16 protein-coding genes are annotated in these 23,238 nt (G+C 66.2%); 6 read left to right on the forward strand and 10 right to left on the reverse strand.

What is annotated here, in order from left to right; genetic code table 11:
* Positions 1 to 387 precede the first annotated feature (387 nt).
* From BN4332_RS13075 to BN4332_RS13085, 3 genes are all read left to right on the forward strand, one after another.
* Positions 388 to 1,728 carry a hypothetical protein gene (locus BN4332_RS13075; protein ID WP_066898823.1) on the forward strand — a complete coding sequence of 447 codons (1,341 nt, stop codon included), beginning with the start codon at positions 388 to 390 and terminating at the stop codon, positions 1,726 to 1,728.
* Positions 1,729 to 1,831: 103 nt separating this feature from the next.
* Positions 1,832 to 3,175 (forward strand): hypothetical protein, encoded by a 1,344-nt coding sequence (locus tag BN4332_RS13080; RefSeq protein ID WP_160110844.1) that lies wholly within the window; start codon positions 1,832 to 1,834, stop codon positions 3,173 to 3,175.
* 672 nt (positions 3,176 to 3,847) lie between these two features.
* Positions 3,848 to 5,086, forward strand: coding sequence for a hypothetical protein (locus BN4332_RS13085; RefSeq protein WP_066898825.1), 1,239 nt, complete (start codon positions 3,848 to 3,850; stop codon positions 5,084 to 5,086).
* Between the two features lie 44 nt (positions 5,087 to 5,130).
* On the opposite strand, the gene BN4332_RS13090 is transcribed toward BN4332_RS13085, so the two are convergent.
* Entirely contained in the window at positions 5,131 to 6,963 is a 1,833-nt protein-coding gene (locus BN4332_RS13090) for an ABC transporter family substrate-binding protein (protein WP_066898826.1), read from the reverse strand.
* 669 nt (positions 6,964 to 7,632) lie between these two features.
* Here BN4332_RS13090 and BN4332_RS13095 point away from each other — a divergent pair.
* Both BN4332_RS13095 and BN4332_RS13100 read left to right on the forward strand, forming a co-directional pair.
* Entirely contained in the window at positions 7,633 to 8,913 is a 1,281-nt protein-coding gene (locus BN4332_RS13095) for a hypothetical protein (RefSeq protein ID WP_160110845.1), read from the forward strand.
* Between the two features lie 190 nt (positions 8,914 to 9,103).
* Positions 9,104 to 10,156 carry a hypothetical protein gene (locus BN4332_RS13100; protein ID WP_160110846.1) on the forward strand — a complete coding sequence of 351 codons (1,053 nt, stop codon included), beginning with the start codon at positions 9,104 to 9,106 and terminating at the stop codon, positions 10,154 to 10,156.
* A gap of 132 nt (positions 10,157 to 10,288) precedes the next feature.
* Here BN4332_RS13100 and typA read toward each other — a convergent pair whose 3' ends face one another.
* A complete protein-coding gene (gene typA, locus BN4332_RS13105; protein ID WP_066898829.1) occupies positions 10,289 to 12,190 on the reverse strand; it encodes a translational GTPase TypA in 1,902 nt (633 codons plus the stop codon).
* Between the two features lie 287 nt (positions 12,191 to 12,477).
* Between typA and BN4332_RS13115 the strand changes: the two genes are divergently transcribed.
* On the forward strand, positions 12,478 to 12,744 hold the full coding sequence (locus tag BN4332_RS13115) for a hypothetical protein (RefSeq protein WP_066898830.1): 267 nt from the start codon (positions 12,478 to 12,480) through the stop codon (positions 12,742 to 12,744).
* Here the strand turns inward: BN4332_RS13115 and BN4332_RS13120 are convergent.
* The 8 genes from BN4332_RS13120 to BN4332_RS13155 form a co-directional block, all read right to left on the reverse strand.
* Positions 12,741 to 13,178, reverse strand: coding sequence for a pyridoxamine 5'-phosphate oxidase family protein (locus BN4332_RS13120; RefSeq protein WP_066898831.1), 438 nt, complete (start codon positions 13,176 to 13,178; stop codon positions 12,741 to 12,743). The genes BN4332_RS13115 and BN4332_RS13120 overlap by 4 nt on opposite strands.
* Before the next feature lie 3 nt (positions 13,179 to 13,181).
* Complete coding sequence (locus BN4332_RS13125) at positions 13,182 to 14,564, reverse strand: WS/DGAT/MGAT family O-acyltransferase (protein ID WP_066898832.1); 1,383 nt, start codon at positions 14,562 to 14,564, stop codon at positions 13,182 to 13,184.
* A gap of 71 nt (positions 14,565 to 14,635) precedes the next feature.
* Positions 14,636 to 15,364 (reverse strand): respiratory nitrate reductase subunit gamma, encoded by a 729-nt coding sequence (gene narI / locus BN4332_RS13130; protein ID WP_066898833.1) that lies wholly within the window; start codon positions 15,362 to 15,364, stop codon positions 14,636 to 14,638.
* The gene (narJ, locus tag BN4332_RS13135) at positions 15,364 to 15,945 is read right to left on the reverse strand and encodes a nitrate reductase molybdenum cofactor assembly chaperone (protein ID WP_096867079.1); all 582 of its coding nucleotides are present in this window, start codon (positions 15,943 to 15,945) and stop codon (positions 15,364 to 15,366) included. Before narJ ends, narI begins: the two co-directional genes overlap by 1 nt.
* An 82-nt stretch (positions 15,946 to 16,027) precedes the next feature.
* Positions 16,028 to 17,671, reverse strand: a complete 1,644-nt coding sequence (gene narH / locus BN4332_RS13140) for a nitrate reductase subunit beta (RefSeq protein ID WP_066898835.1) — start codon at positions 17,669 to 17,671, stop codon at positions 16,028 to 16,030.
* Positions 17,668 to 21,354 carry a nitrate reductase subunit alpha gene (locus tag BN4332_RS13145; RefSeq protein WP_066898836.1) on the reverse strand — a complete coding sequence of 1,229 codons (3,687 nt, stop codon included), beginning with the start codon at positions 21,352 to 21,354 and terminating at the stop codon, positions 17,668 to 17,670. Before BN4332_RS13145 ends, narH begins: the two co-directional genes overlap by 4 nt.
* A complete protein-coding gene (locus BN4332_RS13150) occupies positions 21,351 to 22,532 on the reverse strand; it encodes a nitrate/nitrite transporter (protein ID WP_096866892.1) in 1,182 nt (393 codons plus the stop codon). The genes BN4332_RS13145 and BN4332_RS13150 overlap by 4 nt, the downstream gene beginning before the upstream one ends.
* A gap of 286 nt (positions 22,533 to 22,818) precedes the next feature.
* Positions 22,819 to 23,223 (reverse strand): (deoxy)nucleoside triphosphate pyrophosphohydrolase, encoded by a 405-nt coding sequence (locus BN4332_RS13155; RefSeq protein ID WP_066898846.1) that lies wholly within the window; start codon positions 23,221 to 23,223, stop codon positions 22,819 to 22,821.
* Positions 23,224 to 23,238: the final 15 nt, after the last annotated feature.

Below are 23,238 nucleotides of genomic sequence, written 5' to 3' on the forward strand. Positions count from 1 at the left end.
GGCAGGGTTGTTTTACAGATCACACAGCAATGTCCACTGTGTGCGCGCTAACTCCACGGCCGGCGCCGCGCCGACATTACCGCTGGGTAACGTAACCGCGCTTATCTCTGGAGCCTTCGCTGGCAATCTAGTGGCAGCCACTGTCAAAAATTTGCTACCAGGGCTGTCCAACCAAGCCAGTTATCGCTACCGAGGGTAGCGCAACCCTGTGATATGACCTGCCAAAATGGGCACTACCAGCTACGTTCTACAACGGCCAGCTTCATTTGCGGGGCGATGTACGCGTTCCGGCTAGCTGAAAATTACTTGAGAAAATTTGCAGACAGCTGAACTTACTTTGGGGTAACTTCTGCGCCGACCTTAGTTACGCTCCCGTAAGGAGATTCAATGCAACTCGCTGCCCGGTCGTATCTGGCCGCAGGAGTGGCACTCGTCGGTGCCAGCGCCATCGCAGTCAGCCCCGTGGCGCCATCCACCCCCCAGGTGCACGCGCCCGTCGTGCTGACCGCGGCCATCGACAATCCGGTGACCGTTTTTGCACCGGTGGCCACCGCGACGCAGGAACTGATCTCCAGCGTCATCGAACGCCAGACCAGCAATCCGGCCCCGATCCTGCGTCAACTCGGCGCCAATGCGGTGGCCGGCTACCAGTCCTTCATGTCCACTCCTCCGGCGTGGCTGGTCGCGTACGCACTCACCGACGTCGTCGTCGGCGCCCAGGAGTTCGGTCCCAACCTGAACAACTTCGGGACGGTCACGCAAGAGTCGTTGACCGCGCTCGCCACCATCCTGGGCGATATGGGCGAGGGATTGCCCGCGATGCTGCAGGCGGCCGGTGCTCAGCTCGCCGCGGGTAACCCCAACGGCGCGATCGACGCGATCATGCTGGCGGGTCTGCAGCCGGGCGTCGATCTGCTGATGAAGGTGCTGACGCCCGAGATGAACGCGATCGGCAAGTTGCTCGGCGTTCCGCAGCCGATCACCGACGCGGCGGCCAATGCCGTCATCGGCGTGGCACTCGGAGCGATCATCTCCACGGTCGGCATCGGATTCGACCTCGGCGACCCGCAGCCGGTGGTCAAGGGGTTCATCGCCGGTGTGCAGACCGTGCTGGACGGTGCGGCGTCCGGCGATCCGGCCACGTTCGTGAACGCCGTCCAGCACGGGGTCGCGAAGTTCGCCCTCGACGTCATCGGCCAGGCCGGCCAGATGCATGATTCGATCAACTACGCCGTCGACGGATTCGTCGATGCGCTCAAGCAGATCGCTCCCAAGCCGTTCACTCCTCCGGACGTCACCATCCCGACCGCCAAGGCGCTGGTTGCCCCGGCCCCGTCGGCACTGGCAGCCGGCTCCGTGGTCGACGAGCCGGCCACATCGGCTCCGGTTGCCAACGCGGACACCGCTTCTGATGCCGAAGCCATCGCCACCGAGGCAGACACCGCAACCGATACGCCGAAGGCCGAGGGCGACGACACCGGTGCAGCTGCGGGCGCCGTCACCAAGGTGTCGACCAAGGCCCCGGTGAAGGCTTCACCCAAGGCGCAGGTCAAGGCGGACAGCCCCGCCAAGACCGTTCGGGACCAGGTGAAGTCAGCCGTCAAGAAGGTGACCGGCGGGCTGAAGAAGGACAAGCCCGGCACCGAGAAGACCGGGGCGGAAAAGACCGGCGCCACAAAGAAGGCGGAATCCTCCAACGACTCCGCGAAGGGCTCCGACGCCGAGTAAACCCGCTGTACCTGGGCAGGCACCCTCCACCCCGAGGGCGCCTGCCCGCCCCTCATATAGGGGCATCCCAGTTCGCAAACACCCACTCCCGTAAGGAGATCCCATGCAACTTGCTGCTCGGTCGTATCTGACCGCGGGCGTGGCACTCGTCGGTGCCGGCGCCATCGCGGTCAGCCCCCTGGCGCCTCCCGCCCCCGATGTCCAGGTTCCGGCAATCGACGCGTCGTCCGCGGCGGTGAATCTCACCGCCGCCGCCAATCCCCTGCAGCTGTGGGCCGACGTCATCGGCGCCACCGTCGAGAACCTGGGCGGACTGGGCGAACAGTTCTCCGCGGATCCCGCCCCGATCTTGCGGCAGATCATTGCCAATCAGTTGCACAGTGCGAATATCCTGGCGACCTCCACGCAGAAGCTGGCTGAGGGCCTCGCCCTGGCACTCGACCCCAATTACTTCATGAGTTTTCCTGCGGCGCTCAAGCAGTCGTTCGAACTCATCGCCGCCGGTGATCTCCAGGGCGGTCTCTCCACTCTGCCAACGAGCATCCTCATGCTCGGCCTCCCACTCCTCGATTTCGTCGGCAATCAGTGGGCGCCGGGCGCTTGGTCGGTGATCGCTCAGCCGTTCACCAACTTGGCGAACCTGGTGACCAAGCTCCCCGAGGGAACGCCTGCACTGCTGTTGAACGGGCTCATCTCTCCCCTGGCGGCAACCGCGGCAGCCAGCGGGTACACCCTCGAGAACCTCGTGTCCGCAGCGACCGACGGCGACGCAATCGGATTCGTCAGTGCCTTGGTGAATTCTCCGGCCACGATCACCGGCGCTCTACTCAACGGGTTCGAGATCGACAACGGCGACGGCATGCCGCCCACCGTCTTCACCGGACTGCTGAACCCTCAGGACGGGTTCCTGCCTGGCGGAGCCATCTCGACCGTGCTGAACACCTTGTCTCAGATCGCGGACTCGCTGGCCACCCCGGGCGCGGACCGGGACAACCTCTTCGGCACGCCGCCCAGCCTGGCCGGGCCGGCGGCTTCCGCGGAGGTCGTCGCGGTGAGCTCGACGCTCGCGCCAACGGCCAAGACCGTGACGCTCGACGTCGCGCAGACCGTCGCGCAAACAAAAGAGCTCACCGCGCCGGCTGCTGCGTCGGAGGCCGCGCCGGCCGTCGACGTCGACGAAGCATCCGCCGAAAGTGACGACGCCGGAGCGGCCCCGGCGACGCCGACCAAGGTGTCCACCAAGGTTTCGGTGAAGTCCTCCCCCAAGGCACCGGCCAAGGTCGACAGCCCCGCCAAGGCGGTTCGGGATCAGGTGAAGTCGGCGGTCTCGAAGGTGACCGGCGGTCTGAAGAAGGACAAGGCCGGAAGCGAGAAGGCCGGCGCGGACAAGGCCGGAACCGCCAAGAAGGCGGATTCGTCCACCGGCTCCGCGAAGGACAGCGACTAACCATCCACCNGAAGGACAAGGCGGGAAGCGAGAAGGCCGGCGCGGAAAAGGCCGGAACCGCCAAGAAGGCGGATTCGTCCACCGGCTCCGCGAAGGACAGCGACTAACCATCCACCCCACCGGCGGGCCCCTCCACAGCGTCGTGGAGGGGCCCGCTGCTTTCTTGGGAATATCTCAGCCTCCACTCAGGCGAGCGCCGCACCGACGGCCGCTCCACGTCCGTTCGGCAAAACTGGCGTGTTCCGACATTTGCTTGCCATCACAACTTCTGAGCAAAACTCATCGACTAGGCCGTCACATTGTCTCCGGCCTCCAACCCACTACACATTCTTCCGCCGCGAGGCATGGCCCGAGGTCTCACGGAATGCCGCGCCGGCGCAATCGCGGACATGGCCGATCCCCGATCATTCCCAGGCATTTCCGTAACGCGAACGGGCTTTCAGCGAACGGAGTTCATTCGCCCGGCCGCGCCGGCCGGGAGTCGACGGCCTTACCAACGAACACTCTTTCGCTTCGCTAATCACCGGCATTGTGCAGCTAGTTCACCTCGCTCACCATCGCGTTAGCCGATCAACGAGCTTTGGATGCAAGTTTTCAAAAACGCGAATTTGTAAAGTTACTCTCAGGTAGCTTCAGCCTCGTCGGGGGATTGCATCGATCAGAGGAGAAGCAATGCAAGTCGCAGCCCGTCCCTATCTCACCGCCGGCGTCGCGTTCCTCGGGGCCAGTGCCATCGCGGTCAGTCCGGTGGCCCCGCCGATGCCGGACATCACGGTCCCCGCCATTGCTTCAGCCCACGTCGAGCTCTCCGCAGCAACCAGCCCGTTCGAGGCCTACCTGGCCCTGGTCACCAACACCGTCACCAACCTGCAAACCACTCTTGCCGCCGAATTCGAGGACCCGGTGCCGATCCTCCGGCAGGTGATCGCCAACCAGATCACCACCGTCACCAATCTCGGCGAAGGTCTGCAGGGCGCCGCCGAGGGTCTGGCCAACATCCTCGACCCGGCCAATCCGGTTGGAATCCCGGCGCAATTGCAGCAGGCTCTGACAGACCTGCTCGCAGGCAACATCACCGGTGCGGTGGCCAACGCCTGGGGAGCGATGCTCAGTCCCGTGTTGAACGCCGGACTTCCGTTGTTGGAGCCCATCACCGCCGCCATCCGGCAGCCGGTACAGAACCTGCTCAACGTCGTGGACACCCAACTCGCCGTCGTGCTCCCACTGCTCGGGGCGCTCAACGTCGGCTACGTCACGGTCAGCACCGCGGCGCAGGTCGGCCAGGACATCGTCGACTCGATCCGGGCCGGTGACCCACTCGGGGTCGCCAACGCCATGCTCGGCGGACCGGCCGTGATCACCGATGCGTTCCTCAACGGTGGCGATCTCGGCGGTGGCGTGTTCGGCCAGAGCCTCGGCCTGCTCTCGACCCTGCGGCAGGCTCGCGAGATGATCGCAGCGGCCATCACGCCCCCTGCCGAGGAGGAGGCGGGCGCGGCCGCAAATGCGACGCTGGCCTCCGCGGCGAAGGTCGTCACCTTGGATGTCAGCCCCCAGGCAGCGGCCGTACCGGCAACACCTGCGGCAACACCGGCGGCACCGCAGGCCGCTCCCGCCGCTGACGTTCCGGCTGAAACTGCCCCTGCCGCAGGGGAAACCGCGCCGACCAGCGTCACCACCCCCGTGGTGAAGGAAAGCCTGAAGGCCGAGCCCGGCAAGACCGGAGCCCTGACCGATCAGCGCACCAAGGCGGTCAAGCAGGTTCGCGACGGGGTACAGGGGGCCGTCAAGGGCATGACCGACGGACTGAAGAAGGCCGCCGAAGGACTGGGCGGCAAGAGCACCGACAAGAAGTCCGGCGGAGAATCGTCGTCGTCAGAATCGGGCGCAAGCTCAAGCGACGCAGCCTGATTCACCACCGGCAGTGGGCCTCCTCGTCGAGGGGGCCCACTGTTCTATTTGGTCTTCGTCCAGCCCCCGGCATCGCCGACGATGCCGACGGGCACGGCACCGGAAAGACTGACGTTCTGCACACTGGGCCCGGCCGCGACGATCGTCGTGTCCTGAAGGATCGGCAGCACCGTCGACATGTTCCACAGCCGGGGTTCGACAGTCTGGATCACTTCAGCGATGTTCTCCGAGCCATCCAGCGCCGCATCGATTTTCGGCTGGATGCTGTGATCACAGATGCCGGTGATATTGCTCGGCGCCTGCACCAGCTCATCCGAGTCGGGAGCCGGGACGGGCTGGGTGGACGTCGGCGTGGTGGCCGGCGGAGCGGGTGGGGCACTGGTGGGCTTGGGTGACGGCGAGGGTGTGACTCCCGGCACCGCGGTCGACACCGCTGTCGCCTGCAGAGCCCGGCAGCCGTACCGCGAGGCCAGGCTCGTCGCCAGGTCTCCCCCGGCCTGATGCCAGCCGACGACCGCGTCGACCCGGTTGTTGGTCAGCGCATCGCCGTAGAGCGCAACAGGATCCAGAGCCAGCACCGACGCCTCGATGCCGACGTTGCGCAACTGATCTGCCGCGGTGTTGGCCACGGCCACCGAGGTCGGATCGTTGGATGCCACACCAAGCACCAACGACAACGCCACGCCGTCTTTGGTGATGCGTTGCCGGCCGTTGTCGTTCGGCGGCTCCCCGGGCGCGGCCGGCTCCGCTGGTTCGATCAGATAGCCCGACCCGCGCAGCAGATCGAACGCGGCCTCACGCGACATCGCCGGCGGTGCTGTCGGTACGTAGCCAGGATCCGAGGGCGAGCGGACCTGGGCCTGCGCCAACGTCACCGTGTTGTCGTCACCCGCGCCCACCGAGGCCAGCAGGTCGACGTCGATCAACCCCAGGATCGCCTTGCGCACTTGGGCTTCGGCCAACTTCGGCTGCTGCCCACGCAGGGTCAGGTGCATCACCCGCGGAGTGACGATCCTGGCCGTGCGAACGTCGGGGATGGCGCTCAACTGCGCGAACGTGGCCGCGCCTCCGTGGACCTGCGCCACCTGAGTGTCGCCGTTACGGATGGAATCGGCCAGTGCCGCCGGGGCCCCGCCTCGACGGAACAGGATCAGATCGGGCTTGGCCGGCACGCTCCAGTAGCGGTCGTTACGGGCGAGGAGGATCTCATCCCGTTGCGGGTCAATGCTTTCCACCCGAAACTGGCCACCGGTGACCGGCATGGCCCGGGCCAGGCCCGCCCCGAAGCCGCCGGGAATGTCCTTGACGATATGGGCCGGGAGGATGTCGTTGAACAACTCGCGCCAGGCCGGATACGGCTGGGCGAACGTCACCACTGCCTGCTTGCCACCCTCCACTGACTGCACGCCGGTGATCAGGTCATAGCCGGCCGGATCGACAACGCCTGGCTGACTGACCATTTGGCGCCACAGATACCAGTAATCGTCGGCGGCAATCGGCGCATTGTCGGTCCATTGCGCCTCGGGCCGGATCTTGTAGGTGACGGTGAACGGGTTCTGGCTGGTCACCTCGGCCGATTCGAGCAGGGTCGGATCCATCTCCCAGCGCGAACCCGTCGGCGACTTCGGATCCGGCACCGGCCGGAACGAGCTCGGCAGCACCATCGAGGCGATCGCGGCGTTCACCGGGGACTGATCCGACAACAGGTGCGGGTTGAAGCCCGGGCCGATCGAGTCGATGGCCATGATGATCTGCGTCGCCTTCACCGGGGGCGGCGGCGTGGTCTCGGTGGTTTCCGTGCTCTGCGGAGCCGGCGGCGGACTGACCGTGCAGCCACTGAACAGGAGTGCCGGCACCGAAATGAGAACGCCGGCCATGAGGCGGGCGCGGTGGAGGGGTGTCGGCACGCTACTCAGAGTATCGACCCGCCCGGAAGCCCTTTGGGCCGCGCACCGACAGTGGATCCCGACCCCGCCATCCGCAAATGGCGTCCTGCAGCCATCGCGACTGTGAACCCACCGCGAAAGAACGCCGCGAAGGATCGGAATGGATACACAGTGGGCACCCAAATCTGTCCGATCGGGACACCCACCGCAAGATCGAATCTGGTTGCTGCCCGACATCGCAGGCCGGCACCAGCCAGTGTTCGGATCGATGCTGCAAACATGCCACAAACGGCGATCACGCCGCTTAACGGAGCGGCGAAGCCGCAGCAACCTCCCCAGTGGAGTTGAAACACCGATGGTTACAGAGAATTTGGCGAGAAACGACCAGTTGCCAAGCCGACCGGAGCGTCACCGCAAATAAGACAATTCCAACCCTTCCCACCCTTCAGCTAAAACCAACATAACCGGGGTCCGCGACTATCGGTTGCATGGCACAAATTGCCATAACGCCCGGGACGATCGGATCGTTTTTGTGTATGCAAAATCACAAATTCACCTGAGAGATTCTCAGATTGACGCTATCGTCAGTGACGTCAGTTTCGGCCCGGAGCAACCAGATCAGCAGGGGGAGGCACCATGCACGTCGGTGTGAAGCAATCGATGACAACCGCCACAGCGCTACTCGCGGCGGGCGCGATCACCATCGGCCCGGCCATCGGACCCGTCAGCGCACAAGCCCCGCAAGCGCTGCGAGCCGCGCACGTTGCGGATATCAGCCTCATGGCGACACCGGATCCGATTGCAGCACTCGAGGGTTTCACCGAATCCGGGCTGCGTCTCGTCCAAGGCATCGCTGGGCTACCGGTGGCCGCCGTCGCTGCTGCCCTCGCCGTCGCCGACGGGGATCCCCAGGCCTTCTACAACGCGATCCGTCAGGTCATCGATGCGCCGCTATGGGTCATCGACCCCGCCCTGGGAATCAACCAAACATCACTCACCGGCAAGGGCCTGGCGGCGCTGTTCCCCGACTACGCCAGCGATATCCAGGACTTCCGCAACAACGTGCTGTGGGCAGCGACCGATAGTTTCCGCTCAGCGATCGCCGACCTCCTCGGAGTCGAGGACACCAGCACTCCCCTCGACGTGCTCACGCCGCTCGCCGGTTTCGCCGCGGGCGCCATCGACTCCGGCTATCGACTGGCGGAAGGCCTCGTACTGGCCCCGTTCGCACCGCTCAAGGCGATCGTCGACATCGCCGGCGGCATGGAGCCCAACGTTGCCGTCTATCACATGCTCGACAGTTTCATCAGCGCTCCACTTTGGGTCGCCGACTCCTTCATGGGCACCGGCCCCACCCAGCAGGCCATCCCGATCGGACTGAAGGCGCTGTTGCCCAACCGGGCCGACAGTATTCAGGACTTCCGGAACGACGTGTTGTGGAAGGCGACGAACTCCGTCCGTGAAATCGTCCGCGAGGCGCTCGGCGTGGACCCGAGTGAGAATCCGAACAATCCGCAAAACACATTGGCCACCAGCGCTGTGAACAAGCCTCTCGCTCCGAAGACGTTGGTCACCCTCGACGTCAAACCGGCACCGCCGGCGCCGGAGAAGCTCACGACGGAGACCGTGGAGGTCAAGAAGCCCACGGCCGACGAGACGACGCCCCTGGTGAAGTCACGGAGTCAGCTTCGCGAGAGCCTCAACTTCAGCACGCACCAGACCGGAACCAAGGTGTCCGGGGACTCTGACACGTCGACGCCCACCAAACCCGCCACCGATCTCCAAACCACGGTCGATCAGCTCAAGGAGAAGTTCGGCTTCAAGGGTGGCAACGACAACCGGACCCCGGGCAAAACCACCACCGGCGGCAGCTCCACCGGCGCCGCCAACACGAACGACGACGCCGACAAGAACTCCGACTCCAAGAGCGACGCGGCCTGAGAACTGCTGCGCCAGTAGCGATAATGCGGAGGATATCGCTACTGGCGCAGCGGTGCGCTGAGACGAAGTCGACCTGTGCATTCTGAATAATTCGAACGTCTCAAGAATGTGAATGTTATTTGTCGGCGGCCCTTGTAGTTTCACGCCGGTCAGCCATGTCGGGCGGACCGCGAACAACAAGGAGAATTCCGTGCAACGTGCCTTACGGCCATACGCCGCCGCTGGTGTGGCGCTGGCGACCGCCAGCGTCATCGCCGCGACGCCGACCATCGCTCCCCCACCTCAGATCCAGTCGCACGCGGTGCAGATGACAGCGCTGGACGATCCTGTCGAGGTGTTCGCCCCGGTCTTCGACCAGGCCACTGCCCTGGTTCAGCTGATGATCGCGAACGAAACCGCCAACCCCGCACCGCTTCTCAACGCGGTCATCGCCCGAGCCGGCGCGGACGGCAAGACGCTCGGAGAGATCGCCACCGGACTGGGCAATGCGGCCTCACAGGTGGCTACCAACCTTCCGCCAGCCCTGCAGGCGGCCGCCGCACGTTACGCGGCGGGCGACCTCGTCGGCGGGTACGACGCCGTCGTCCCCGCGTTCATCGGGCCGTTCCTCGGATTGTTCAACCAAGTCGTGAAGCTGCAAAACATGCTTTCTGCCGACGCCGGAGTCATGCAGGCGCTGGTCCGGCCCTTGGTCTACCAGGTGGCGTGGAGCTTCGTGACGGTCCCCGCACTCGGTTTCGCCAACATCGCACGTACCAGTGTCGTGGCCATCCAGGCCGTCGGGACAGCGATCGCCTCCGGCAACCCCGAGGCCGCCGCCAATGCCGTCCAGCATGGCCTCGCCAACATCGGCTCCGCGATGGTGACGAACGCCAGCAGTGTCTATACGTCAATCCAGGCCGCGCGCACGCGTCTTGCCGCGCCGTTCAAGGCCGGCCTACCCACGGCCGCGGCGACGGTGGAAAGCAGCACGACACCGGCAGTGTCCGCCTCCCCCGAGGTCACGCCCGAGACCGCCGAATCCGCAACGGCGCCGGCAGAAGTGGCGACCGTCGTCGTCAAGCCCAAGGCGAAACCCAGCACGAAGGCCGTCAGTCACCTCGACGCCCGCAAGGCAGTCACCCGAGACACCGCCAAGAACCTCAGTGCCGGGATCAAGAAGGCGACCGACGGGCTGAAGAAGGCCGCCGAAGGCTTGGGCGCCAAGAAGGCCGAGAAGCCGAAAGCCGACTCCGACACGTAATACCCGGCATCCCCGGCGTCGTCCGCCCTGCGACAAGAGCATCGACACTGCGGTCAGATCGCGATATCGGCGGATTTCACGATCTGTCCGCAGAGTCGACGCTCCGCTGGCAGTGTCGATACTCGCTGAGATCTATCCCCGCGCTTTGGCCCGGGCCTTGGCCCGCGCCCGCAGCGAGGCGGTCAGCTCAACCTTGCGCACGCGGACGACCTCGGGGGTCACCTCCACGCACTCATCCTCGGCGCAGAACTCCATGGCCTGCTCCAGGCCGAGTTCCAGCGGCCGGGCCAGGGTTTCCATCACGTCGGCGGTCGACGACCGCATGTTGGTCAGCTTCTTCTCGCGGGTGACATTGATGTCGAGATCCTCGGCGCGCGGGTTGATCCCGACAACCTGACCCTCGTAGGTGTCCTGGCCCGGCTCGACGAAGAACTGGCCGCGGTCGGCCAGCTGGATCATCGCGAACGGGGTGATCGAACCGGCCCGGTCGCTCACCAGCGACCCGGTGTGGCGAGCCCGGATCTCCCCGGCCCACGGCCGGTAGCCCTCGAACACCGCGTTGGCGATGCCCGTGCCACGCGTCTCGGTCAGGAAATCGGTGCGGAAGCCGATCAGCCCGCGGCTGGGCACCACGAAGTCCATCCGGACCCACCCGGCGGCGTGGTTGGTCATCTGTTCCATCCGGCCCTTGCGGTTGGCCATCAGCTGGGTGATCGCGCCGACGAATTCCTCGGGGCAGTCGATGGTCAGCTCTTCGAACGGCTCGTGCAGCTTGCCGTCGATGTTCTTGGTGACCACCTGCGGCTTGCCCACGGTCAGTTCGAAACCCTCGCGGCGCATCTGCTCGACCAGGATGGCCAGCGCGAGCTCACCGCGGCCCTGCACCTCCCAGGCGTCGGGGCGGCCGATGTCGACGACCCGGATCGACACGTTGCCGACGAGTTCGGCGTCGAGGCGGTTCTTGACCATGCGGGCGGTGAGCTTGTGCCCGGACACCCGGCCGGCCAGCGGTGAGGTGTTGGTGCCGATGGTGACCGAGATGGCGGGCTCGTCGACCGTGATGCGCGGCAGCGCATGCGCGTGCTCGGGATCGGCCAGGGTGTCACCGATCATGATCTCGGGGATACCCGCCACCGCGACGATGTCGCCGGCGACGGCCTCCTCTGTCGGATTGCGATCCACGCCCTGCGTGGCGAGCAATTCGGTGATCTTGGCGTTGGTGATCACCGGCGCCCCGTCGACCTCACGCATCCAGGCGACCTGCTGGCCCTTCTTGAGCCGGCCGTTGTAGATGCGGATCAGCGCGAGGCGGCCGAGGAAGGCCGACGCATCGAGGTTGGTGACGAGCGCCTGCAGTGGAGCCTCCGGGTCGCCCGACGGCGGCGGGATGTGCTCCATCAGGACGTCGAACAGCGGGTCCAGATTCTCCCCGTCGGGGTTTTCGCCGTTGGCGGGCTGCGTGGTCGACGCGATGCCGGCCCGGCCGGACGCGTACAGCGTGGGCAGGTCGAGCGCCTTCTCGGCGGCCGCCTGGGCCTCTTCGTCGAGATCGGAGGCGACGTCGAGCAGCAGGTCGTGGCTTTCCTCGACCACCTCCGCGATGCGGGCGTCGGGACGGTCGGTCTTGTTGACCACCAGGATCACCGGCAGGTGCGCGGCCAGGGCCTTGCGCAGCACGAACCGGGTCTGCGGCAGCGGGCCCTCCGAGGCGTCGACCAGCAGGACCACGCCGTCGACCATGGACAGGCCGCGCTCCACCTCGCCACCGAAATCGGCGTGGCCGGGGGTGTCGATCACGTTGATCACCGTCATGGAGCCGTCCGCATGGTGGCGGTGCACCGCGGTGTTCTTGGCCAGGATGGTGATGCCCTTTTCCTTCTCAAGGTCACCGGAGTCCATCAGGCGCTCGACCGCGTCGTCGCCGCGGTGCGTCAAGGCACCGGACTGCCGCAGCATCGCGTCGACTAGGGTCGTCTTGCCGTGGTCGACGTGGGCGACGATGGCGACGTTGCGAAAGCTCGGGCGTGAATCCACCCCGACATTCTCGCAGGCTGGCCGGTCGATCACGAAAACGAGAGAGCCCCGTCACGTTGAAATCCGCCAAGATCGCCGGCTTGAAGCCCAAGAAGAAGTGCTGCCGGAGCAAGCCGCGCTGCAAACGCTGCCCCCTCGTCCTGCACAAGGTGCGCAAGGCCGAACACAACGGATTGCGTGGCAAAGAACTGGACAAGGTCTTCAAACGGGCCAGGAAAGCGTAGCTATCGCGAGTACCGTTTCAGGTATCCGTCACGTTGCGATGGGCGTGCTTGGAGGTGCCAGTCATGACGGTTTACGAAGCGCTCACAGTCGCATTGATCATGGTGCTCGCGGCGGGGACCACGGTGGCGATCTATGTGGGCATGGCCAACTGGATCGGCGCCTGCTACATGGTCCGGTGCAGCGAATGCCACCACCTCACCTTTGCGTCGGCGAACCAGCCGCAGGCCTCCTGTGCGCACTGCCGGCACCCGATGCTGCTGCACCCGCTGTACGCGACGCAGCACCCGGGCCACACGGTGCGGGTGCTCAACGACCGATTGCGGTATTAGCCCTCGCTGTTGCTCGTGTAGTGCGGCATCGCGTGGTCCCGGAGCTGCCGGCCGGTGACCTTCTCGGTGCGGATCCGCACGAAATGGTCGCGCCGCCCCTCGGCCCACGGCTGGACGAACGTGCCGGCGACCTCCACCTGCTCGTCCACGTCGGTGATCTGCTGCGCGTGCCCGACGACCGTCACGCTCCACCCGGTGTGTAGATCGGCGTCGAGCTCGTCGGCCTGGAACGCCACCACCTGATGGTCGATGGCGGCGGTCAGCTTGGCTCCGCCGGCCACCCGGATCACCACGTCGTCGCGCCATACCCGGAAGTTGACGGGCTGCACGGCAGGCAACGCGTCCTCGGTGAACACCAATCGCCCGACTCGCACGCGTTCCAGCAGGTCCAGGCACTGCCTACGGGTGAGGACGCCGAGTTCCTGTCCCTTCATGGGTCAACCTCCCTGTACGAGTTGCAGAGTTCCCACCGGGGTGGAGCGCCAGTGGCCGACGCTGATGTCGACGAGACGGGCGATCGCACGCTCGATGCCGTTCGCCAGCTCGTCCACGTCAGGGGACGCGTCATAGTCCCCGATGACCCCGAAGACCAGGCGGTCGGCATAACTCATGATGGCAATGCCGGTGCGCAGTTGCATCGCAAGCGGCGGAATCGGCAGAAGTCTGATGATCTCGCAGCCCATCACGCGCAACCTCGCCCGTGGGCCAGGCACATTCGTCGCCACCGTGACAACGCCACGCTGCGGCAGCCGTGTCAGCGCACGCACCGTCCACGCGGTGAGCGGGAACGGGATGGCGTTCGCCGCCGACGCCAGGATGTTGCCCGCTTCACGCTGCCCACTGCCCTTGGCCCGGGCCAGCCGGGCATGCACCGTGCGCAGTTGATGTACCGGGTCGGCCTTGTCCACCGGGAGGTACGGCAGCATCACCGATACGCGGTTGCCGGTGCGGTCGCGGGAGTCGTTGGGCCGCACGGAAACCGGAACCAGGGTGCGCAGTGCGTCGTGCCGCGGCTTCTCGCCGCGGCGAATCAACAGATTGCGGAAACTGTCGGTGATCGACGCCAGGGCAACGTCATTCACGGTGACGCCGAACTCCCGGCACACGGTGTCGACGTCGTCCAGCGACACCTCGGCGGTGGCATAACGGCGCATACTGGTCACCGATCCCGTCAGGGAGGTCGGCGCCGCCGGACGCAGTAGCCCGGTGACAATGCCGGCCGCGCCAAGGACCGCCTGCATTGCCGCGGCGGGCAGCCCCGTCGAGATACGCCAGGCCTTGCCGATCCAGTCGGCGGGATTGAAAGCTCCTGCACTCTGCACCGTCCGGGCCAGAGCGCTTCTCACCGTGCCGTCGTCGTCACACAGCCGGCTCAGCATCCGGGAGGCGGCGATCCCGTCTGCGATGCAGTGATGGACCTTCAGCAGGATCGCCCACCGGCCGTTCTCCAGACCGTCGACAACCCAGCACTCCCACAACGGCCGGTCGCGGTCGAGGCGACGCTCCATGACATCAGCGGCCCACCGGCACAGCGCCGCGTCGCCGCCGGGACGAGGTAGTGCGGCATACCGAATGTGATGCGACGCGTCGAAGTTCGGGTCCTCCACCCATCGCGGGGCACCGAGATCCAGCGGCTGGGTGTGCAAAAGTTGACGCAGGCGCGGCACCGTCTGGACCCGTTCCGCCAACCCGGCCGTGAGAGTGTCGGCCTGCGGCATCGGCCCATCCACGACGGCGATCGCGCCGATGGCCAGGCTCGCGTGCCGGTCGGAATCCTCCGCTTCGAGAAACCCCGCGTCCAGTGCCGTCAATTGCTCCATCGCCCCATCGTCCGCCGGTCCGCGCAAGGCGGGCAGGGTCTTAGGTCCCTAATACCGACGCCTGCGTCGATTCACCACCCCCGCCGCTGCGGCCGTGACCCGACCAGCTCGGACTTCTCGGCGACATCGCGGCCGCGGTAGACGATGTAGGGGCGGAACAGATAGCCGATCGGGGCGCTGAATACATGCACCAGCCGGGTGAACGGCCACAGGCAGAACAACACCAGCGCGATGATCACGTGGATGTGGAAGTACACCGGCGCCTGGACCATCAGATCGCCACGCGGCTGCAAGATCCAGATGGAACGGAACCAGGGCGACACGGTTTGGCGGTAGTCGTGCTCGGCGCCCTCGGGCGTCACCCCGATCGCCGTGCACGCGAAGCCAGCCACCATCGCGGCCACCAGCACCAGGTACATCGTCTTGTCGTTGGCGGTGGTGGCCATGAACACCGGACCGGTGGCACGGCGCCGGTAGATGAGCAGTGCGATACCGAGGAGGGCGGCGACGCCGGCGATGCCGCCGAGGATCACCGCCTGCAGGTGATAGACGTGGTCGCTCATCACCAGGTCCATCCACGATTCGGGGATGAACAGGCCGATCACGTGTCCGATGAACACCACCAGGATGCCGAAATGGAACATCGGGCTGGCGATGCGCAACAGGCGCGACTCATATAGTTGCGACGAGCGCGTCGTCCAGCCGAATTTGTCGTAGCGATAGCGCCACCAGGTGCCGACGGCGACGACCGCCAGCGTCACGTACGGCACGACGTCCCAGAAGATCTCCCAGCCCGACATCAGAGCACCTCCGCTTCCCGGCGGGGCGGAACGGTCAGCTGAAACGGCTGCAGCCCCACCGATTCCGCGGGCGGACCGCACCGCATCAGGCGCGATACATCGTCGACGGAGGCCAGGGACGGCAGGGTGGCGTCCACCGCCGCGACAACGGGCGCATACGGCGATCTCGACTCGGCCAACGCGCGGGCCACCACCCCGATCGGCACGCGGTACTTGGCGAGCAGCCGCCGGCCCGCATCCGGATCGACGGTGGCGGCGAACTCCAGCACCACCGGAAGATGATCGGGCGCTTCACCTTTCGGGATCTCCACGCCGGCGGCACGGTAGGCCTGGGTGAACTCGACCATGTCCGCGCCGCGGTTCCGGGTGTCCCCCGATGTCCAGTAGGTCAGCAACATGGTGCACCGCTTGTGCAGATCGAAGGTCTCGACGTACTCCTGCGCCAGATCCATGGTCGAGCGAAGGCTCAGCCCCACAACAGTTTCGCCGAGCAGCGCCCGTGGTTCGCCGGTGACGTGGTCCAGCAGGCGTGCGGCGGTCTGCAGCCGATCGGCATGGCCGTCGTCCGGATAGGCGAGCATCAGCGAGGCCGCCTGCCACACCAGACGGTCCTGCAGGACTTGATCGGATCGGTTCCTACGCTTCCTCACTGGTCACCCCTGACTAGTCCGGCGGGAACATGCCCGACGGAACGCCCCTGCCGTCCCAATTGAGCAGATTGACCCGCGATGGCCGTTCGGCGTTGGCCGCCATACCGCCGGTGGTCTGTCGGTGTTGCAGCGCGTGGAAGGTTTCCACCGCGACCGGCACCGGCCCGCCGCTGGCCTCACCGAACGGACCCGACTCGTACATTCCGGGACCGCCCTCGAAGGACAATGAGCAGCCGGGCTCCTCCGCGCCGGGGATGCCGTCCGAGCTGTAGGCGGTCGGAATGACGTAGCGCTCCTCGTATTTCGCCAGCGCCAGCAGGCGATACATCTCGTAGGTCTGCTCCTCGGTCATCCCGACCGCGGCCGGAATGTGCGGCTGGGTCTGCCTGCCGAGGTTGATGTCGCGCATGTAGGACCGCATCGCGGCGAGTCGGCGCAGCACCCCCTCGACGACGGCGGTGTCCCCCGCGGTGAACAACCCGGCCAGGTACTCGATCGGGATCCGCAGCGCCTCCAGCGCGCCGAACAGATTGCCGATGTCCTCGCCGTCATGTCCGTCGCGGCTGACCGCGTCGACCACCGGGGACAACGGCGGGATGTACCACACCATCGGCACGGTCCGGAACTCCGGATGCAGTGGCAGCGCAACACCATACGTGTGGATGAGCTTGTATATCGGAGAGCGTTGCGCCGCCTCGATCCACTCGTCGGAGATGCCCTCGGCGCGGGCCCCGGCGATCACTTCCGGATCGGCCGGGTCGAGCAGGATCTGCCGCTGCGCCTCGTAGAGATCCTTGTCGTCGGGCACCGACGCGGCGTCCAGCACCTTGTCGACGTCGTAGAGCACCAGCCCGAGGTAGCGCAGCCGGCCCACACAGGTCTCGGAGCACACCGTCGGCAGTCCGACCTCGATCCGCGGGTAGCACAGCGTGCACTTCTCGGCCTTGCCGGTCTTGTGGTTGAAATAGACCTTCTTGTAAGGGCATCCGGAGACGCACATCCGCCAGCCGCGGCAGCGGTCCTGATCGACCAGCACGATGCCGTCCTCGGACCGCTTGTACATCGCACCCGACGGGCAGGACGCCACGCACGCCGGGTTCAGACAGTGCTCGCAGATGCGGGGCAGATAGAACATGAAGGTCTGCTCGAGTTCGAGCTTGATCTGCTCGCTGACCTGTTTGAGGACCGGATCCCCCGGCACGATCTCCGGCGAGCCCGCCAAGTCGTCGTCCCAGTTCGCCGACCACGACACCTTCATCGGCTTACCGGTGATCAGGCTGCGCGGCGGCGCGGTCGGGATGTGCTCACCGAGCGGTGCCGTCGTCAGGTTCTCGTAGTCGTAGGTCCACGGTTCGTAGTAGTCCTCGATCGACGGCAGCTTCGGGTTCGCGAAGATCCTGGCCAGCTTGGCGATTCGGCCACCATCGCGCAACCGCAACCGACCGCGACGGTCCAGCCGCCAACCCCCACGCCATTTCTCCTGATCCTGATAAGTGCGCGGATAACCCTGCCCCGGACGGGTTTCGACGTTGTTGAACCAGACGTACTCGGTGCCGGCCCGGTTGGTCCACGCCTGCTTGCAGGTCACCGAACAGGTCTGACACCCGATGCACTTGTCGAGGTTCATCACCATCGCCATCTGGGCCATGACCTTCACTGGTACATCACCTCCTGAGAACGACGCCGAACCACCGTCACCTCGTCGCGCTGGTTTCCGGTGGGGCCGAGATAGTTGAAGGCGAACGAATGCTGGGCGTACCCGCCGGCGAGGTGACTCGGCTTGACCAACAGCCGGGTCAGCGAATTGTGGATCCCGCCACGGGTTCCCGTGGCCTCGCTCAGCGGCACGTCGATGGTGCGTTCCTGGGCGTGGTAGACGTACACCACCCCCTCGGGCATCCGGTGGCTGACCACCGCCCGGCACACCAGGACGCCGTTGCGGTTGACCGCCTCGATCCAGTCGTTGTCGTTCACCTCGATCTTCGCGGCGTCGGCGGGGCTCATCCACATGGTCGGGCCGCCCCGCGACAGCGACAGCATGAACAGGTTGTCCTGATACTCCGAGTGGATCGACCACTTGGAGTGCGGGGTCAGATACCGCACGGTCAGGCCGATTCCGTCGCGCCCGAGCGCGGATTCGCCGAACAATCTGGCCATGTCCAACGGTGGCCGGTAAATCGGCAACTGCTCGCCGAGTTCCTCCAACCAATCGTGGTCGACGTAGAAGTGCATGCGCCCGGTGAGCGTATGGAACGGCTTGAGCTCCTCGATGTTCACCGTGAACGGCGCATACCGGCGGCCCCCGGTCTCACTGCCCGACCACTCCGGGCTGGTGATCACCGGCACCGGCCGGGCCTGGGTGTCGGCGTAGGTGATCCGGCGTTCCTCGTTGCCGATGGCCAGATGGATGAGCTTGCGGCCGGTACGCCGCTCGAGTTCGCGGAATCCCTCCACCGCCAGCCGGCCGTTGGACGTGCCCGACAGCGCCAGGATCACGTCGCACATTCGCTCGGCGGTGGTGATCGCCGGGCGCCCTTGGCCCGCACCGGAATCCATCACCCCGAACTTCGCGGCGAGTTCGCCGACCTCCTGCTCCGGATGCGTCGTGATGCCCTTGGTGGTCAGGCCCAAGGTGTCCACGAGGGGACCCAGGGTGGACCATTTGTCCGCGATAGTGGTGTAGTCGCGTTCCACCACCACCAACGGGCCCATCGTCTTTCCCGGCACCGGCGTTTCCCCGGTGGCCCGCCAATCGTGTTCGGTGCCGCCCGGGTAGGCCATGGCCCCGGGTGTGTCGTGCTGCAGCGTGCCCATCACCACATCGGTGCGGGTGCCCAGGTGCCGGGCGGCCAACGCGCTGAAGGTCCGCGCGATCGCACCGAAAGCCTCGAAGTCCGAACGGGTTTCCCACGGCGGGTCGACGGCCGGGCTGAAGGCGTGGATGTACGGATGCATGTCGGTGCTGGACAGGTCCGCCTTCTCGTACCAGGTCGCCGCGGGCAGCACCACGTCCGAGAGCAGTGTCGTCGACGTCATCCGGAAGTCGATCGACATCAACAGGTCGAGCTTGCCTTCGGGGATGTCGTCGGTCCAGGCCACGTCGCCCGGCCGCAGGTCCTCGGCGGTGGGCTCGGCCTGCACGTTGGACGTCGTGCCCAGCAGATGCCGCAGGAAGTACTCGTTGCCCTTGCTGGAGGAGCCCAGCAGATTGGCCCGCCAGACGTTGAGCACCCGCGGCCAGTTGGCCGGATCGTCCGGGTCGGTGACCGCGAGTTTCAGCCCGCCGCCGGCCAATTGCTCGGCCACATACTCGGGCACCTCCCGCCCCGCCGCCTTGGCCTCGTCGGCCACATCCAGACTGGAGCGATCGAACTGCGGATAGAACGGCGTCCACCCCATGGCGACCGCGGAACTGAGCACGTCCATGGTGTGCTTGTCCCGGAACCGGCCCCGCCCCACCGGGCTGGACAGCGCGTCGGCGCGGTACCCGTCGTAGCGCCACTGGTCGGTGTGGACATACCAGTAGGACGTGCCGGCCATCTGCCGCGGCGGGCGCGACCAGTCGGTGCCCATCGCCATCGCCGCCCAACCGGTGACGGGACGACACTTCTCCTGGCCCACGTAGTGCGCCCAGCCGCCCCCGTTGCGCCCCATCGAACCGGTGAGCAACAGCAGCGCCAGCACTGCGCGGTAGGTGGCGTCGCCGTGGAACCACTGGCAAATGCCCGCGCCCATGATGATCATCGACCGGCCGCCGGATTCCTCGGCGTTGCGGGCGAATTCACGCGCCACCCGGATCGCCTGGGCGGCGGACACCCCGGTGATCTGCTCCTGCCAGGCCGGGGTGTAGGGCCGGGTGGCGTCGTCATACCCGGTGGGCCAGTCACCGGGCAGGCCGGGCCGGTGCACACCGTACTGGGCCAGCATCAGGTCGAACACCGTGCACACCAGGTGGTCCCCGACGCGTCGTACCGGCACACCGCGGCGCAGCGTCGCGCCGCTGCCGTCGGCGGTGTCGAAGCGCGGCAGGGTGATCTCGACGGTTTCGAAGATGTCCCCCGACACGGTCAGCGCGGGGACCAGATCTTCCAGGTCGAGGTTCCACTTGCCCAGGCCGTCGTTGCCGTAGCGGAATCCCAGCGAGCCCTGTGGGACCGCGACACTGTTACTGGCCCCGTCGAGCAGGACGGGCTTGAACGCGGCGTTCTCCTGTTCTGCGATGACTCCGCCGAGATCGGCTGCGGTGAGGTTCTTCCCGGGCACCAGCACGCCGTCGCGCTCTTCGAGTTTGACCAGGAACGGCAGATCGGTGAACTTGCGGACATAGTCGACGAAGTACGGAACCCGGTTCTGCACGAAGCACTGATCGAGGATGACGTGGCCCATCGCCATGGCCAGCGCGCCGTCGGTGCCGGCCGCACACGGCATCCACTCGTCGGCGAATTTGGTGTTGTCGGCGTAATCCGGGCTGACCGTGACCACTTTGGTGCCCCGGTAGCGAACCTCGGCCATCCAGTGCGCATCGGGGGTGCGGGTGACCGGGACGTTGGAGCCCCACATCATCAGATACGAGGCGTCCCACCAGTCGCCGGACTCGGGCACGTCGGTCTGATCGCCGAACACCTGCGGTGATGCCACCGGGAGGTCGGCGTACCAGTCGTAGAACGAGGTCATCACCCCGCCGAGGAGTTCGACGAACCGTGACCCCGCGGCGAACGACACCATCGACATCGCCGGGATCGGCGAGAATCCGGCCACCCGGTCCGGCCCATAGGTCTTGATGGTGTGCACGTGTGCGGCCGCGATCATCTCGGTCGCCTCGGCCCACCCCACGCGGACCAGACCGCCCTTTCCACGGGCCCGGTGATAGCGCCTGCGGCGCTCGGGATCGCTCTGAATGTCGGCCCACGCCAGCACCGGATCCTTCAGGCGCGCCTTGGCCTCCCGGTACATCTCGACCAGCACACCGCGGGCATACGGGTAGCGGACCCGCGTCGGCGAGTAGGTGTACCAGGAGAACGCCGCGCCGCGCGGGCAGCCCCGTGGCTCGTACTCGGGACGATCCGGGCCCACCGAGGGATAGTCGGTCTCCTGGGTTTCCCAGGTGATGATCCCGTCCTTGACGTAGATCTTCCAAGAACACGACCCGGTGCAGTTCACCCCGTGGGTCGACCGCACCACCTTGTCGTGACTCCAGCGGTCGCGGTAGAAGACATCGCCCTGACGGCCGCCCTGCCGGGTGACCGTTCTGAGGTCGCCGGAGAACTCACCGGCGGTGAAGAACCGGCCGCTGCGCTCCAGCAACTCCTCGATCGATCCGCCGATGTGGGGCTTGGTCATTGACGCGCCTCCTTGGCCGGTTCGGGCTCGCGGGCGTGCAGTCGCAATGCGGTGTAACCGAAGGCCACGACCGCCGTCGCCACCAGGAGGACGAGCCCGACCGAGTAGTCATGGTCGACGGCGTCGTACGTCGCACCCATCACCAACGGCGGGAAGTAACCACCCAAACCGCCTGCGGCGGCCACGATCCCGGTCACCGAGCCCACTTCCTTGGCCGGTGAACGGCGGGCCACCCAGGCGAACACGCCGCCGGTGCCGATGCCGAGGAAGATCGCCAGACCGATGAACGTCGCCGCGGACCAGACATCGGGTGGCGGCTGGAACATCGCGATGAAGGCGAGCGCCGCCGTGCCGGCGAACGAGGTCAGCACCACGTGCTTGGGCGGGATGCGGTCCGACAGCGCCCCGCCGATCGGCCGGGCCAGCACCGCGGCCAGCGCGAATCCCGCTGTGCGACTTCCGGCCTCGACGGACGAGAACTCATAGACGTTCTTGATGTAGGTGGGCAGGTAGTTGCTGAACGCCACGAAACCACCGAAGACCACCGCATACAAGAAGGACATCTCCCAGGTGACCGGAAGCTTGAGGGCCGATCTGAGTTTGGGCACCACCGGGTCGGTGTTCGGCTGGAATGCCGGCGAATTGCGCATCACCACAACGCACAACACCGCGGTGAGCGCCAGCGCGGCGGCGATGATGAGGTGGGTGGGAAACAATCCGAACCACCGGACGAATCTCGGTGTGAAGAAAGCCGACAACGCCGTGCCGACCATGCCCATACCGAACACTCCGGTGGCGTAGCCGCGCCGGGAGGGTGCGTACCAGTTGTTGGCGAACGGGATCCCGACGGCGAACACGGTGCCCGCGATGCCCAGGAAGAACCCACAGACCAACAACATTGGATACGACCTGGCCTCGCCGGCCGCCCCGACCGCCAACACCGGCACGATGGAGGCCAAGGTCACCGCGAGGAACATGGTGCGGCCGCCATACCGGTCGGTCAACGCGCCGACGGCGATCCGGCCGAGCGATCCCACCAGAATCGGAGTGGCGACCAGCATCGAGGCCTGCGTGCTGCTGAGTTTCATGTCGCCGGCGTACGTCGTCGAGAGCGGGCCGATCATGTTCCAGGCCCAGAAGTTGATGGCCGAGACCCAGGTGGCCAGGACGAGATTCATACTCTGACCCGGGAGTGGCGCGTTGACCGTGCTCACCACAACAGGAAAACACCATGTTCCTGCGGTCGCGTCATTTTGCCGGAAACGTTGCGGGCGGTTTCATGGAACGTAATCCGCAACGTCGACATGCCGAAATTAATCCCTTTGCGCCGCAATAGTTAACTCCGGTGGCGACAGCAATGTCATCACAGATGACGGCAGCGGCGCCTGTGCCCGCACCTCAGCCGATCGGGCCGGATGCCAGCACACCTGGCGAAATAAACTGTGGCAGCCGCATGCGCGGACGCTAATCCGGCCGGGCGCCCTCGCGCAGCACGTCGGCCAGGTCCGGGAGCCAGGCCCGGTCGGCCGGCACCCACGGCAGGTCGTCGAGTTCGTCGATGGCTACCCACCGCAACTCCCGGTGGTCATGTGGTTGCGGGCTCCCCGCCGTCAGCCTGACCCGGTAGGCGCGCAGGGTCATGCCGGAGTTCAGTGTGACATCCACGCCCAGGCGGGCGCCCACCGTCACCTCCACGCCCAGTTCCTCGCGGAGCTCCCGCACGAGCGCGTCGGCGTCGCTTTCGTAGGCCGCCACCTTGCCACCGGGCAATTCCCACAGTCCCGCCAGCTCCGGCGGCCGGTTGCGCTGGGCGACCAGCAGTCGGTCCGCCGAGAACACGGCACCGGCCACGACGATCTGTTCTTCCATCGCGCCCGACGGTAT

The organism is Mycolicibacterium houstonense, from assembly GCF_900078665.2.
Classification (GTDB): Bacteria; Actinomycetota; Actinomycetes; order Mycobacteriales; family Mycobacteriaceae; genus Mycobacterium; species Mycobacterium houstonense.